The following is a 14,124-nucleotide window of genomic DNA, read 5'->3' as shown; positions in this document are numbered from 1 at the left end:
TTCATCTTCGGGTTGATCGGCCTCGTCGTAGGGATTCTGTCGGACCTTATGTATGTCTTCGTCGATCCGCGCATCGACTTCGAAAAGCGGGAGGGCTGAGGTGAGCGATCTTTCGAAAACCGACCCGCTGGCCCAGAAATCCCCGGGTCAGGATGCGCCGCCCCCCGTCACGAAGGCCCCGCGCAGGCTGATGTCACCGTTGAACCAGCGGCGCTGGCGCAACTTCCGGCGGAACGGTCGCGCCTATTGGTCGCTGTGGATCTTTGCGGTGCTCTTCGGGATTTCGCTCTTTGCGGAGTTCGTGGCCAACGACAAGCCGATCCTCGTGAACTACCGCGGCGAATACTTCATGCCGATTTTCAACTTCTATCCCGAAACGGCCTTTGGCGGGGATTTCCAGACCGAAGCCGTCTATCGCGACCCTGAGGTCAAATGCCTGATCGCGACCGGCGGGCTGGAGCAATGTTTCGACGATCCTGAAGCCTATATCGAGGATGCGGAGGACGGTGTCGTCGAAGGCGAACCGATTGTGAAGGGCTGGTCGATCTGGCCGATCATTCCCTACTCTTTCGACACTGCTGTTGATCGCCCGGGCGCGGCGCCGCTGCCGCCTAACAGTCAGAACTGGTTGGGGACGGACGGGACGAAGCGCGACGTGGTAGCCCGGGTTGTCCACGGCTTCCGCCTGTCGATCCTGTTCACGCTGATCGTCACCGGGCTGGCGAGCCTTATCGGGGTCATCGCGGGGGCGGTACAGGGGTTCTTCGGCGGCTGGATCGATCTGATCTTCCAGCGGATCATCGAAATCTGGTCTTCGACGCCTTCGCTTTACGTGATCATCATCATGTTCGCGATCCTGGGCCGCAGTTTCTGGCTGCTGGTCTTTCTGCTGGTGTTGTTTTCATGGACCGCGCTGGTGGGTGTGGTGCGGGCGGAATTCTTGCGGGCGCGGAACCTCGAATATGTCCGCGCGGCGCGCGCGTTGGGTGTGGGCAACATGACGATCATGTTCCGGCACATGCTGCCAAATGCCATGGTCGCCATGCTGACCATGCTGCCCTTCATCATCACGGGAACGATCTCTACCCTCGCCATCCTCGACTTCCTGGGCTTCGGTTTGCCGTCCTCTGCGCCATCGCTGGGGGAGCTTACGTTGCAGGCCAAGCAGAACCTGCAGGCGCCGTGGCTGGCCTTCACCGCCTTTTTCACATTTGCGATCATGCTGTCGCTGCTCGTCTTCATCTTCGAAGGCATCCGGGACGCTTTCGATCCGAGGAAGACCTTTTCGTGAATACGTGCCATTTGCCCAAAATCCAGTCCCCGGCCGATGGTGGGGGCAAAGCCCCCGCCCGTGGGGGCGGCCGGGGGCTGCTCGGCCACGGGCCGAGCCTTAGCCCTATACATAGGCCTCGCCCATGACCGCTCTTCTCGACGTTCAGGACCTGTCTGTTTCCTTCCGGCAGGACGGCAAGCTCAGCCATGCCGTGAAAGGCGTCTCCTTTCAGGTCAACAAGGGCGAGACGGTAGCGCTTGTGGGGGAGTCCGGCTCCGGCAAGTCTGTCTCAGCGCTTTCCACCGTTTCCCTGCTGGGCGACAGCGCTGAGGTTTCGGGCTCCGTCATCTACGACGGACAGCAGATGATTGGGGCGAGCAAGGCGTTGCTGCGCAAGGTGCGAGGCAACGATATCAGCTTCATCTTTCAGGAGCCGATGACCTCGCTCAACCCGCTGCACACGATCGAAAAGCAGCTGTCGGAATCCCTCGCACTTCATCAGGGCCTCACGGGGGGTGCCGCGCGGGCGCGTATTCTGGAACTGCTGGACAAGGTGGGCATCGTGGACGCCGAAAGCCGTCTGGGCGCCTATCCGCACCAGCTTTCCGGTGGTCAGCGCCAGCGCGTCATGATCGCGATGGCGCTCGCCAACAAGCCCGACGTGCTGATCGCGGATGAACCGACGACCGCGCTCGACGTGACGATCCAGGCCCAGATCCTCGACCTTCTCAAGGAGTTGAAGGACAGCGAGGGTATGGGCCTTCTTTTCATCACCCATGACCTCGGCATCGTCCGCCGCATCGCGGACAGGGTCTGCGTCATGCAGAAGGGGGAGATCGTCGAACAGGGCCCGACGCGGGAGATTTTCGAGAATCCGCAGCACCCCTACACCGTCAAACTGCTGAGCGCGGAGCCGACCGGTACGCCCGCCCCGGTGGCATCCGATGCCGAAACCATTGTGGAGACAGAGAGCCTCAAGGTCTGGTTCCCGATCCAGAAAGGGCTGCTGAAACGCACCGTGGGCCATGTAAAGGCTGTGAACGACGCGACGCTTTCCGTCCGGGCGGGGGAGACTTTGGGGATCGTCGGCGAATCCGGTTCCGGCAAGACGACATTAGCGCTGGCGATCATGCGTCTCATCTCTTCAGAAGGGGCCATCCGCTTTCGCGATGAAGATGTGCGCCGGTGGTCCACCCGGGAGCTGCGGCGTCTGCGGTCGGAGATGCAGATCGTCTTTCAGGATCCGTTTGGCTCGCTCTCGCCCCGGATGACCTGTTTCCAGATCATCGCCGAAGGGCTGGAAATTCACAAAGTGGACGCCGCGCGTGACAAACGCGAACTGGTGGCCGAAGTGATGGTGGAAGTCGGCCTCGACCCCGCGACGATGGATCGCTACCCGCACGAATTCTCTGGCGGGCAGAGGCAGCGTATCGCCATTGCCCGCGCGATGGTCCTGCGGCCACGCCTGTTGGTGCTGGACGAACCCACCAGCGCGCTGGACATGACGGTGCAGGTACAGATCGTGGAACTGCTTCGCGCGTTGCAGGTGAAATACGGGCTGGCTTACCTTTTCATTAGCCACGATCTAAAGGTAGTTCGCGCCATGTCCCATCAGGTGATGGTGATGAAGCGGGGCGATGTCGTGGAATACGGCTCAGCCGAGGATCTCTACGACAACCCGCGCAGCGAGTATACGCGTACACTCCTTCAGGCGACGACCTGAGCGATCCGAAAAGGCACCCCCAAGAAGAAGGCCCACCGCTATCAGACGGGGGGCCTCTCTGCCTTCTCCATGAAGAACGGCGCGGTATAAGTCAGCTCGCCGGGGGGCCGACCATGAAGCACTGGATATTGCGAGCCTGCAGACGACGGCAGGCGAGGTCAGCGCTTTCCCGGGTCATGCCCAGAAAGTTCGCATCGAAGCCCTGCGGGCGCTGGACGACCTTGCGCAGCGTACCGTCGAGCGTGGACATTTCGGCCAGGGCGGTCTTGAGCAGGATGGTCTCCGCTGCATAGCGGCTGGGGTAGCGGCCAACGTTGACGCCCCAGTGCCGCCCGCCGGATGTGGAGACGCGGGTAACGACCTCAGGCGCCGCAGGCTTCGCTACGGCGACAACGGCCGCTTCTGTCAGGACAGCTTGCACCGCCGTGTCGGTTGCGCTGTCGTCGGTGTCCGCCGGGCGCAGGGTGGGGCGCATGGACACGGTGGCCGAGGCCAGAGCAATGGTCTCCGCTTCTGAGACGGCTGGCTCAGCCGGGCTTTCTACGGCCTCAAGCAACGCCTTGCTGATATCGTCCTGGGTTACGACCGGATCGAGCGGCGCCAGCGGTTCGAGCGAAGCAACGAGGACTGTCTGCGCGGTGCCGGGCCGAAGCTCCGGTCGCTTGGATTCCTTGACCGCGCCCGCAAGGCGGATGATCTTTCCGGCAGGACCCGCCGCATCGCCCGTGTCCCCGGCGCCGGCGTAAAGCGGCGCGCCGGGTTTGCGCACCGGCGCCCCCGAAGGCGCCCGGCGGAAGCCCAGGTCCATCAGTTCGGCGACCTTGGCATTGCGCGAGGCGGTGGATTTGCCGCCAAAGACCGTGACGATGATCCGTTCATTGCCCCGCTCGGCAGAGGCGGTCAGGTTGAACCCTGCAGCGCGTGTGTAGCCCGTCTTGATGCCGTCGGCGCCCTTGTAGGCGCTGAGGAAACGGCGGTTCGTATGGGATACCTTGCGCACCCCCGCGTCCGCCGTGATGCGGGAAAAGAGATTGTAATACTGCGGATAGTCATAAAGCAGATGCCGACCCATGATCGTCATGTCATGGGCGGTGGAAAGATGGCCGTTTTCCGTCAGCCCGTGCATGTTCTTGAAGGTCGTCCGCGTCATCCCCATGGCTTTGGCGGTGCGGTTCATGCGGCGGGCAAAGGACGCTTCGGACCCTCCGATGGCCTCTCCGATTGCCGTGGCGGCATCGTTGGCGGACTTCACCGCGGCAGCACGGATCAGGTAGCGCAGCGCGATCTTCTGGCCCGGGCGCAGCCCGAGCTTGCTGGGCGGTTCGGAGGCAGCGTTCCGGGTGATCTCGACCTGCGTGTCGAGCGAGATTTCACCGTGCTGGATGGCTTCGAAAGCGATGTAAAGCGTCATCATCTTTGTGAGCGACGCGGGGTGCAGCCGGGTATCTGCGTTCTCCGAATGGAGCACCTCCCCGCTGCGGGCATCAATCACATGGGCTGCGTAGGGGGCCGCACGGGCGCCCAGGGGGACGATAATCAGTAACCAGACGATTGCTGAAAGGAACAACCCCAAACGGGCTGGCTGCACGCGGCGCGCCTTCATAGTTAACCTGCCTTTACTCTGCCTCTGACCGCCGATTTTTTTCGACTGGCCAATTTTATTGAGACTACACTACCACAGGTTCGGTGCCCGATAAACCCATTCCGAAGAAAGGTTTCATCGAATTAAGGATTATTGTTTTTCCAGATGTAGCGAGACTACGATTTATTCATACCATAGGGGGTAATGTGGCCGGAATAAGGCGGTAATACGGCGGTAGTTTGCCGGTGAACCTTACGTTTCATGATTCTGCACATAAGCGGTGAACCAGCGCCGGCAGCGCGGCCAAGTCCGCGATTTCGTGATAGCGCGCTTCGCCGTGCGGCGGCTCTGCCCGCTCAATCGCCCAAGGGGTGCCATGGGGCACGTGAACACCATGGCCGCCCGCCGCGATCATCGGGAGCACGTCCGACCGCATGGAATCCCCCACCATCAGACCCCTTTCCGGACCGTCCCCGCACCGGGCGAAGATCTCCGAATAGATGCCGCTGTTCTTGTCCGAGACGATTTCAACCGCGTCGAAATAGCCGCGCAGCTCCGACTCGGCCAGCTTGCGCTGCTGGTCCAGCAGGTCCCCCTTGGTTATGAGGATCAGGCGATGGCGTTCCCCCAGTTGTTCGAGCGTGCGGGTGACATGGGGCAGCAGTTCGACATCATGCGACAGCATCTGCCGCCCCGCCTGCAGGATTTCGGCGATGACATCTGCAGTAACCGCACCGTCGGTCACCTCGATCGCGGTTTCGATCATCGATAGTGTGAACCCCTTGATCCCGAAGCCATAGTGGGGAAGATTCCGTCGTTCTGCCTCCAACAACCTGTCCATCAGACCTTCGGGCGCCGCATGATCGGCCAAGAGGGCCGCGAAGCGGTCCTGGGTCAGCGTAAAGTAGCGTTCATTGTGCCAGAGCGTGTCGTCTGCATCGAAACCTATGGTTGTGACCCTCGGGTGCACGTTATACTCCCCCTTTTCCAATGGCGTCCGAAGGTTATATACCTCCCACGCGACTCGTAAACTTCACGCAAGCTCAGGAGCAGCAATGCGCCTTGACGATCTATCCATGGCCGGGCGTCCCGGGGACGAAGACGAGACCGAGCTTCTGACCAAGACGAAGCCCAAGACAAAGCGTCCGCCTCTCTACAAGGTGATGCTGTTGAACGACGATTTCACACCCATGGAATTCGTCGTTCATGTGCTGGAACGGTTCTTCGGCCTGAACCACGCCCAGGCGTTCGAGATCATGCTGACAGTGCACAAGAAGGGGCTGGCCGTGGTCGGCGTCTTCAGTCACGAGATCGCGGAGACGAAGGTTGCGCAGGTCATGGATTTTGCCCGGCGTCACCAGCATCCGCTGCAGTGCACCATGGAAAAGGAAGAGTAGCGCGTGATCGATACGCGCTTGCAGGTCGCGATGGATGGCGGCGGGCTCGAGCTGCCCGAAGAAGGGCTGATTGCAGCGTTTCGCCCCCCGATGGATGCCGATCTGGCAGGGCTGCCAGCCGAGCGCCTGCGCATCATCAATGATTTCAAGCCCAACTACGATGCATGGGAAGAACGCGGATACGAGGTGATGCGCGTCACCAAGGATCGCTATGCCGCCGCAATCGTCAGCCTGCCTCGCGCCAAGGTCGAGGCGCGGTCGCTCGTGGCAGAGGCCTGCGCGGTCAGCGACGGCATCGTGGTCATAGACGGGCAGAAGACGGACGGCGCCGATAGCATCCTGCGTGAAATGCGCAGCAGGGTTACGGTGCATGGACCCATCTCGAAAGCCCATGGAAAGCTTTTCTGGATCGACGAAACCGCCACCGATTTTTTCGAGGACTGGCTCGAAGGGCCGTCGCTCACCGAAGGCGGGTTCTGGACCGCGCCCGGTGTCTTTTCCGCCGACGGGGTCGATCTGGCCTCGGCGCTGCTGGTGGAGGCGCTGCCCGAAACGCTGGGCCGGGAGGTCTGCGATCTGGGTGCGGGCTGGGGGTATATCGCGGCCCATGCGCTGACCCGCAAGGATGTGGAGACGCTGCATCTGGTCGAAGCCGGTCACATGGCGCTGGAATGTGCGCGCCATAACGTGACGGACCCGCGTGCGCGTTTTTACTGGGAAGATGCGACGCGCTGGGAACCTCCGCATCGCATGGATACCGTGTTGATGAACCCTCCCTTTCATACCGGGCGCGCCGCCGAACCGCAGATCGGGCAGGCCTTCGTCGCCGCCGCGGCCCGCATCCTGTCGTTGCAGGGTAATCTCTGGTTGGTTGCCAACCGGCATCTTCCATATGAGGGGGAGCTGAAAAAGCGCTTTGCCCATGTGGAGGAAATCGGCGGCGACGCCCGTTTTAAGCTTTTTCACGCCGCGCGCCCGCTACGGGGCCGCCGCTGAACCCGGCAGACTGAAGGGACCTTCATGTCATTTTCCATCTCAGGCAAAACCGCCATCGTGACCGGGGCCGCCAGCGGCATCGGCCTGTCCATCGCCCGGCATCTGGCCGATCAGGGCGCCAACGTCATGTGCGCCGATTCCGACGAAGCGAAGCTGATGGACGAGCTGGGCGAAAGCCCCGATGAAGGGGAGGTGCAGGTCTTTGCCGGTGACCTGCGCCAGCGGCTCACCATCGCGAACCTCGTTTCGGCCACGATCGATGCGTTTGATCAGGTGGATATTCTGGTGAACGCCGCGCGCCAGTTTCTTCCTACCGACCCGCTCGATGCGGATGACACTTCGGTGGAATCGCTGTGGGAGCAGAACGTCATGACGGCCATGCAGCTTTCGCAGCAGGTGGCGCGACGCATGATCAAACAGGCGGAGTCGCAGTCCGAGGGGCAGGTGGGGTCGATCATCAACCTCAGTTCCACGGCTGCATCGCGGACCCGGGCGGAACTGATGGGATATTCGATGTCGTCAGCGGCGGTACAGCAGATGACGCGGTCCTTCGCGCTGGTATTGGCGCCGCATCGCATCCGGGTGAACGCCATCGCTTTCGGCTCGGTCATGAGCGCCTCTTTGCGCGCTTTCGTGGCCGATAATCGTGAATGGCGGAACGATATCCGTTCCCATACACCCTTGGGGCGGATCGCCGCGCCCAACGAATTATGCGAAGCGGTGCAGTTTCTCGCGGCGGAAAGCGCCGGTTTCATGACCGGCGAAGTGATGACGATCGATGGCGGGCGTACATTGTTGGACGCCGTGGAAGCGCCGGCGCACTGACAGCGTTCCGGTCCCGTTACCAGCCGGCTTCGGCCAGCGCGTGCCGGTAGTTGGGGGATATGCGCATCCGATCGCGCAGACCGGCATCGCAGAGCGCGCGGTGCAGGGCGGGCAGGCGCCAGCAGGGCACATGCATGACCATGTGATGCTCCAGATGGTAGTTGACCCAATAGGGCGCCACCAACAGCCGTTCGATGGGCCCCGCGCGGGTGGTGCGCACGTTCTGCAGCGGGTCTTCTGACTGTTCGGTCGCCCCATGCTCCGCGATATTGCGAATGCGCAGGACAAGCTGGAACCAGGTCAGATAGGGCAGCAGCCAGAAGGCCAGCCCGTACCACCACTCTCCCAACAGGCTCATCAGCAGTGCAACACCGATGAAAACCGGGAAGGATTTCCAGAGATCCCGGGCCTTGAAGGCCTGCGCCGCATCCTGCGTGGCCGCATCCCGTGCTTCATCGTCGCCCGCCAGCCGGAATGACATCAGCACCTGCGCGGCAAGCTGGCGGAACCCGGTCTGCCCTGTGAGATCCCGGATGAATTTGCGGCGTAAACTGGCGTGAGATGTGGGGAATTTCGCCGACAAAACGAGGTCCGGGTCCTTTTCGGTCTGGGTATGGCGGTGATGCGTCAGGTGATAGTGCCTGTAGCTGCCCAGTTCAGCGAGGATCGGTCGCCCGCAGAGCCATTCCCCCACGAATTCATTGACCGCCCGCGTCTTGAACAATGCATTATGCGCCGCCTCATGCATCAGGATCGCAAGCCCCAGTTGCCGGGACCCGATGACGATGACTGCCAACACGAAGGTCAGCAGGTTGGGCCAGACATGGAAAATAGCCACCACCGCGGCGATCAAACCCCAGCAATGGAGGACGAGCAGCGCCCCCATCGTGTTGGATCGCCGCGCCAATGCCCGGATAGCTTCGGGCGCAAGATATGATTTTCCGGGTGTCATGGTCCTATTCTGTTCCTCCCCCGGGTCTTGGTCAAGCGCGAGTCGCTGCGGGAAGGGGCCTGGGCACGAAAATGCCCCCCGGACGGGTCCGGGGGGCATTGGAAACGCTATGTGCGTTGTCTGACAGGCGCGATCAGTCCTGATTTTCGGGAACGATCACACCGTCGATGACGTGGATAACACCGTTCGACTGAACAACGTCGGCAATCTCAACGAAGGCGCCGTTCTGGTTCTCGTCACCCAGCAGGATGCGGCCATCGTCAGCCATGGAGGCGTTCAGCGTGCAGCCACCCAGAGTTTCGATCGGGTGGATACCATCGTGATCGGCGATCATGGATTTGATGGCGTCGGACATCACGGCACCGTCAACGACGTGACAGGTCAGCAGTTCAGTCAGCTGAGCCTTGTTTTCGGGCTTCAGCAGCTCTTCGACCGTGCCTTCGGGTGTCAGGCGGTCAAAGGCGGCGTTGGTCGGGGCGAACACGGTGAAGGGGCCGGGGCCGGACAGTGTTTCGGCAAGACCTGCTGCCTGAACAGCGGCAACCAGCGTGGTGTGGTCTGCAGAGTTCACGGCGTTTTCAACAATGTTCATGTTCGCGAACATTTCGGCGCCGCCAACCATCGGGTTCTCGGCATGTGCAACACCTGCGGTCAGTGCGATTGCGGCTGCAGTCATCATTGATTTTGCAATAGTCATAACTTTTACTCCTCTGGTACTCGACGTTGTGTCGATCCTGACGAAGCAACGATGAGCCGGCGAAAAAAGTTTCATGCAGAGGTAGAGCGAAGGCGGGTCTTGGCGGAAACTGGCCGATCCGATGGGGCGTCGTCCGCTGGCATAAATCCTTGATTGGCAGGCGCTATCGCTTCGCTGTCTTGCAAACTGACTAACGAAAGGCTCCGCCCGAAAATGGCCAGCTTATAGGGCCGCAAAGGGGTTTTCTGCCTTGACGACCCTGCGGCCCTGTCATAGTGGACACGCCCATGGCGTGGTAGCTCAGTCGGTTAGAGCGAACGACTCATAATCGTTAGGTCGGTGGTTCAAGTCCACCTCACGCCACCATCCTCCCTCTCATGTGCATTTAAGTGCAGAGTCCTCCCCCTCCGCGCGCGGATCTGGTGACATTTTGCGCAACCTGCCTTAGCGTCATATCACGCCATGCTGCTTCTTCGGAAAAGAAGTAGAAGCGGGGGCATGCCCTCGGTCGCGATGTGGGCGGGGGGCGCGAAAACGACAAACCGGGGAAAACAAAAAACCAGCGCTGATTGACGCGAAGCGCCGGCTGATGAATGAATACGACTGAATTTGCGCATGCGGGATCAACCGCAGCGCCGAACAGGGAGAGAGACCGAATGACTATCACAAGAACCGGATTCCTTCGTCTGGCGGGGGCCGCGACCCTTGCGCTGGGCCTTGGTGCCGTGCCCGCGCTCGCGCAGGAAGTGACACTGCGCCTTCACCAGTTCCTGCCGCCGCAGGCCAATGTGCCGAAACTTGTACTGGATGTCTGGGCCGACAAGGTCGAAGCGGACAGCGACGGTCGCATCAAGGTGGAGCGCTATCCCTCCATGCAGCTTGGCGGTACGCCACCCGAACTGATGGATCAGGCGATTGACGGCGTGGCCGACATCGTCTGGACAGTGGTGGGCTATACGCCCGGTCGCTATCCCAGCACCGAGGTGTTCGAACTGCCCTTCATGATGACGAACGCCCGCGCCGCGAGTTCGGCCTATTGGCAGATGTTCGAAAAGCACATGAAAGATACCGAGTTCAAGGATGTGCATATCCTCGCGACTTGGGTGCACGGCCCCGGCCTGATCCACGCCAACAAGGAAGTCCGCACGCCCTCCGACATGCAGGGGCTGAAGATTCGCGGCGGGTCGCGGCTGGCGAACGCGCTGCTGGAAAAAACCGGCGCCACGCCTGTGGGCATGCCGGTTCCGGCCATTCCGGAAGGTCTCTCCAAAGGGGTGATCGACGGGGCCACCATCCCATGGGAAGTGACCGCCGCGCTCAAAGTGCCGGAACTGGTCAACAACCATACAGAGTTCACCGGCAATGCGCTTTACGTGCTGACGTTCGTACTGGCCATGAACAAGGACAAGTACGAGTCGCTGCCCGATGACCTGAAAAAAGTTATCGATGACAACTCGGGCCTCGAATTCTCGATCTTTGCGGGCGGTACGCAGGCTGATGCGGATGGCCCCGCGCGTGAGGCAGCCGTCGCTGCCGGCAACAACATCGTGACCCTCAACGAAGAAGAGACCCAAGTCTGGCGCGAGGCCGCGCAGCCCGTCTATGACGACTGGATCGCCGACATGGAATCCAAGGGTATCGACGGTCAGGCGCTGATCGACGAAGCGCGCGCGCTCATGGACGCCTATCAGGAATAGGCATAACCGCGATTGAACCGCTCCGCGGCGCTGCAGAGCGCCGCGGATATTTCTTTCGCCACGCGTAGAAGCGGATCGTCAGGTGCATCGTACCATCGGATTTCTTGCTCGTTTCACGGCCCTCGTCGGGGGGCTCGTTCTCGTGGCGATCATATTGCTGACCACGGCGTCCATCATTGGGCGAACCCTCAACAAGACGCTGCACGGGCCATTCTTCCAAGAGAAGATGCAGGGTTTTGCACAGTGGATGCTCGACCTCGGTATCGGCGAGATCAACGGCAACTACGAACTGCTCGAAGCCGGGGTGGCCTTTGCGATTTTCAGTTTCCTGCCGATCTGCCAGTACTACGGCGTGCATGCGACGGTGGATGTGTTCACCTCGTTCCTCGGGCGGCGCACGACGCGCTGGATCGCCGCCTTCTGGGAGGTGATCCTGACGGCGGTCATCCTGTTGATCGTATGGCGGCTCTACGGTGGGATGGAGCGATATATCCGCAATGGCGAGACGACGCTGTTTTTGCAGTTTCCGGTCTGGTGGGCCTATGCCTGTAGTTTCGCCGCCGGTGTCGTGGCCAGTATCGTGGCGATATATTGCGCCATCATGCGGACCGGCGAAGCCCTGATCGACCGCGATCTTCTGCCCCACGAATTCGGAGCGCATTGAAGTGACCAATCTGGAACTGGGCTTCTGGTCCTTCCCCGTCCTGTTGCTGATGATTTTTCTGCGCGCGCCGATCGGGTTGGCCATGTTGCTCTGCGGGTTCGGGGGCTGGTACCTTGCGATGGGGGGCAACCCGACACCGCTGCTCGCAAAACTGAAATCCGAGACCTACACGACGTTTTCCAGCTATTCCCTTTCCATCATTCCGATGTTCCTGCTGATGGGGCAGTTCGCGACGCTTTCGGGCATGTCGTCATCGCTGTTCAAGGCGGCGGAAAGTTTTCTGGGGCACAGGCGCGGGGGCGTCGCCATGGCGGCGGTGGGTGCCTGCGCAGGCTTCGGCGCGATCTGCGGTTCGTCACTGGCGACTGCGGCAACGATGTCCAAGGTCGCCTTGCCGGAGTTGCGGCGCTACGGATATTCAGGCGGGTTCTCGACCGCCACGCTTGCCGCCGGGGGAACGCTGGGGATCCTCATCCCGCCCTCCGTCATCCTCGTTATCTATGCGATCCTGACCGAGCAGAACATCGCCAAACTGTTCCTTGCCGCCTTTCTGCCCGGTGTGTTGGCGGCCATCGGCTATATCATCACCATTTCGATCTACGTGCGGCTCAACCCGGGAAGCGCCGGAACACGCCCTGCGCAACCGATGTCGGAAAGGTTCCGCGCGTTGGCGGAGACTTGGCCGGTACTGGTGATCTTCTTCGTGGTGGTTGGCGGCATTTACCTTGGCTGGTTCACCCCGACCGAAGGTTCTGCGATCGGTGCCGCGGGCACCGGGCTGGCGGCGCTGCTGTCGGGGAACCTCAACTGGGCCATGCTGCGCGACAGCCTGCTGGGGACGGCCAAAACAACCGCGATGATCTTTTTCATCGTCCTTGGCGCCGCTTTCTACAACGGCTTCCTCGCGCTTTCGGGCGTGCCCCAGTTCATGGCCGAATGGGTGACGACGCAGGGGTTCTCCCCCTGGCTGGTGCTGTCCATCATCCTTGTGTTCTACCTGATCTTCGGGTGCCTGATGGATAGCCTGTCGATGATCCTGCTGACCGTCCCGATCTTCTTTCCGGTAATCTCCGTCATGGATTTCGGGATGACGCCGGAGCATGTGGCGATCTGGTTCGGTATCCTCGTCCTCATCGTGGTTGAGGTCGGATTGATCACGCCGCCTGTGGGCATGAACCTTTTCATCATCAATTCTATGGACCGGGACACTCCGATGACGGAAACTTACCGGGCGGTCATGTATTTCGTGGGCTCCGACATCATCAGGGTCGTCATTCTCGTTCTCTTTCCAGCGATTACCCTGTTCTTGCTGCCTGCCTGACCTTTCGCCGCTGCGCTTCGCGCACGGTTCAACGCCCGGGGAATTGTTGCACAAAATTGCACAACCTTAGCCTGACGGTTGAGGGTTGGACAAATTGTCGCAATATTTCGCATCGGGAGAGGGAGTATTGTCATGTTGAGCAAGACCGCGAATGCCGCGAGCTATTTCGTGGATCGCCACCGGGAGGAGGGGCGGGGGGCCAAAACCGCTTACCGCGAAGTCGAATCCGGCAGGTCCATCACCTATGAAGACCTCACCCGGGGTGCCGAAACACTTGCCGGCGCGCTCAAACGGGCAGGGGTGCGGCCCGAAGAGCGGGTCGCGATGCTGGTGCTCGATCAGGTCGAGTTTCCGCAAATCTTCTGGGGCGCGTTGAAATGCGGTGTCATACCTGTCCCGCTGAACACATTGCTCGCACCGCAGGTCTATGACGCCATCCTGCAGGATTCCCGCGCCTCGGTGCTCTTCGTTTCGGCCCCCCTGTGGGATGCTGTGGGGCCGGTCGTTGGGGATAATCCCTACCTGCGCCATGTCGTGGTGATCGGGGATGCGCCCGAGGGCACAAAATCCTACGACGCATTCATAGAGGGTGCCGAACCGCAGGAAACCTGTGCCGTCAGCAGCGATGAGGTCGCCTTCTGGCTTTATTCTTCCGGCTCCACCGGCCAGCCCAAGGGCGTCGCACATGTGCACAGCGCCCTCAGGGCCACCGCGGATACCTATGGGGCAGAGGTTCTGCAGATTGCCGAGGATGACGTCGTGCTTTCGGCGGCGAAGTTCTTTTTTGCCTACGGGTTGGGGAACGCCATGACGTTTCCGCTTTCCGTGGGCGCGACCACGCTGCTGTTCGGGGGGCGACCGACGCCGCAGGGCATGATCGAGACGATCCGCGACCATCAGCCGACGGTCTTCTGCGGCGTGCCCACCCTCTTTGCGGCCATGGTGGCCCAGATGGGACGCGAAGGCGCGCCCGATGCGCCTTTGCGCATCTGTATCT

13 protein-coding genes and 1 tRNA gene are annotated in these 14,124 nt (G+C 61.2%); 10 read left to right on the top strand and 4 right to left on the bottom strand.

The features are described 5' to 3' along the window. Positions 1-190 precede the first annotated feature (190 nt). Together A3764_RS05965 and A3764_RS05960 are read left to right on the top strand one after the other, a co-directional pair. Entirely contained in the window at positions 191-1,291 is a 1,101-nt protein-coding gene (locus A3764_RS05965; protein WP_067927118.1) for an ABC transporter permease, read from the top strand. Positions 1,292-1,415: 124 nt separating this feature from the next. Beyond that, positions 1,416-2,996 carry an ABC transporter ATP-binding protein gene (locus tag A3764_RS05960; RefSeq protein ID WP_067927045.1) on the top strand — a complete coding sequence of 527 codons (1,581 nt, stop codon included), beginning with the start codon at positions 1,416-1,418 and terminating at the stop codon, positions 2,994-2,996. A 91-nt stretch (positions 2,997-3,087) separates the two neighbouring features. Here A3764_RS05960 and A3764_RS05955 read toward each other — a convergent pair whose 3' ends face one another. Together A3764_RS05955 and A3764_RS05950 are read right to left on the bottom strand one after the other, a co-directional pair. Next, positions 3,088-4,599, bottom strand: a complete 1,512-nt coding sequence (locus tag A3764_RS05955; protein ID WP_067927041.1) for a D-alanyl-D-alanine carboxypeptidase family protein — start codon at positions 4,597-4,599, stop codon at positions 3,088-3,090. A 238-nt stretch (positions 4,600-4,837) separates the two neighbouring features. Next, the gene (locus tag A3764_RS05950; protein ID WP_067927038.1) at positions 4,838-5,548 is read right to left on the bottom strand and encodes an HAD family hydrolase; all 711 of its coding nucleotides are present in this window, start codon (positions 5,546-5,548) and stop codon (positions 4,838-4,840) included. A gap of 85 nt (positions 5,549-5,633) precedes the next feature. Between A3764_RS05950 and clpS the strand changes: the two genes are divergently transcribed. The 3 genes from clpS to A3764_RS05935 are packed head-to-tail and all read left to right on the top strand — an operon-like array spanning position 5,634 to position 7,796. Further along, positions 5,634-5,975, top strand: coding sequence for an ATP-dependent Clp protease adapter ClpS (clpS, locus tag A3764_RS05945; RefSeq protein ID WP_067927032.1), 342 nt, complete (start codon positions 5,634-5,636; stop codon positions 5,973-5,975). A gap of 3 nt (positions 5,976-5,978) precedes the next feature. Further along, positions 5,979-6,971 carry a class I SAM-dependent methyltransferase gene (locus A3764_RS05940; RefSeq protein WP_067927024.1) on the top strand — a complete coding sequence of 331 codons (993 nt, stop codon included), beginning with the start codon at positions 5,979-5,981 and terminating at the stop codon, positions 6,969-6,971. A 24-nt stretch (positions 6,972-6,995) separates the two neighbouring features. Beyond that, positions 6,996-7,796: an SDR family NAD(P)-dependent oxidoreductase gene (locus tag A3764_RS05935; protein ID WP_067923121.1), complete on the top strand. Its 801-nt coding sequence runs from the start codon at positions 6,996-6,998 to the stop codon at positions 7,794-7,796. Positions 7,797-7,812: 16 nt separating this feature from the next. On the opposite strand, the gene A3764_RS05930 is transcribed toward A3764_RS05935, so the two are convergent. Then, positions 7,813-8,748 carry a fatty acid desaturase family protein gene (locus tag A3764_RS05930; RefSeq protein WP_067922923.1) on the bottom strand — a complete coding sequence of 312 codons (936 nt, stop codon included), beginning with the start codon at positions 8,746-8,748 and terminating at the stop codon, positions 7,813-7,815. 133 nt (positions 8,749-8,881) lie between these two features. Next, positions 8,882-9,445, bottom strand: coding sequence for a fasciclin domain-containing protein (locus A3764_RS05925; protein ID WP_067922926.1), 564 nt, complete (start codon positions 9,443-9,445; stop codon positions 8,882-8,884). Between the two features lie 289 nt (positions 9,446-9,734). Here A3764_RS05925 and A3764_RS05920 point away from each other — a divergent pair. The 5 genes from A3764_RS05920 to A3764_RS05900 form a co-directional block, all read left to right on the top strand. Beyond that, positions 9,735-9,811 (top strand) — tRNA-Met (locus tag A3764_RS05920). Positions 9,812-10,101: 290 nt separating this feature from the next. Continuing rightward, on the top strand, positions 10,102-11,142 hold the full coding sequence (locus tag A3764_RS05915) for a TRAP transporter substrate-binding protein (RefSeq protein WP_067922929.1): 1,041 nt from the start codon (positions 10,102-10,104) through the stop codon (positions 11,140-11,142). A gap of 82 nt (positions 11,143-11,224) precedes the next feature. Further along, the gene (locus A3764_RS05910; RefSeq protein WP_067922932.1) at positions 11,225-11,806 is read left to right on the top strand and encodes a TRAP transporter small permease; all 582 of its coding nucleotides are present in this window, start codon (positions 11,225-11,227) and stop codon (positions 11,804-11,806) included. 1 nt (position 11,807) lies between these two features. Continuing rightward, on the top strand, positions 11,808-13,127 hold the full coding sequence (locus tag A3764_RS05905) for a TRAP transporter large permease (RefSeq protein ID WP_067922938.1): 1,320 nt from the start codon (positions 11,808-11,810) through the stop codon (positions 13,125-13,127). A gap of 132 nt (positions 13,128-13,259) precedes the next feature. Further along, positions 13,260-14,124 (top strand): AMP-binding protein (locus tag A3764_RS05900; RefSeq protein ID WP_150122086.1); only part of this gene is annotated, 865 nt, incomplete at its 3' end.

It is taken from the genome of Sulfitobacter sp. HI0129 (assembly GCF_001635395.1).
Taxonomy (GTDB): domain Bacteria; phylum Pseudomonadota; class Alphaproteobacteria; order Rhodobacterales; family Rhodobacteraceae; genus Sulfitobacter.
Note: the sequence above shows the minus strand (reverse complement) of the source record. Positions and strands in the feature narration are given on the sequence as shown.

What these genes read in the sequence shown, in the direction of transcription:
- A3764_RS05965 (WP_067927118.1), top strand. Translation starts at nt 191, where the DNA reads ATGTCACCGTTGAACCAGCGGCGCTGGCGCAACTTCCGGCGGAACGGT.
- A3764_RS05960 (WP_067927045.1), top strand. Translation starts at nt 1,416, where the DNA reads ATGACCGCTCTTCTCGACGTTCAGGACCTGTCTGTTTCCTTCCGGCAG.
- A3764_RS05955 (WP_067927041.1), bottom strand. Translation starts at nt 4,599, where the DNA reads ATGAAGGCGCGCCGCGTGCAGCCAGCCCGTTTGGGGTTGTTCCTTTCA.
- clpS (WP_067927032.1), top strand. Translation starts at nt 5,634, where the DNA reads ATGCGCCTTGACGATCTATCCATGGCCGGGCGTCCCGGGGACGAAGAC.
- A3764_RS05935 (WP_067923121.1), top strand. Translation starts at nt 6,996, where the DNA reads ATGTCATTTTCCATCTCAGGCAAAACCGCCATCGTGACCGGGGCCGCC.
- A3764_RS05930 (WP_067922923.1), bottom strand. Translation starts at nt 8,748, where the DNA reads ATGACACCCGGAAAATCATATCTTGCGCCCGAAGCTATCCGGGCATTG.
- A3764_RS05925 (WP_067922926.1), bottom strand. Translation starts at nt 9,445, where the DNA reads ATGACTATTGCAAAATCAATGATGACTGCAGCCGCAATCGCACTGACC.
- A3764_RS05915 (WP_067922929.1), top strand. Translation starts at nt 10,102, where the DNA reads ATGACTATCACAAGAACCGGATTCCTTCGTCTGGCGGGGGCCGCGACC.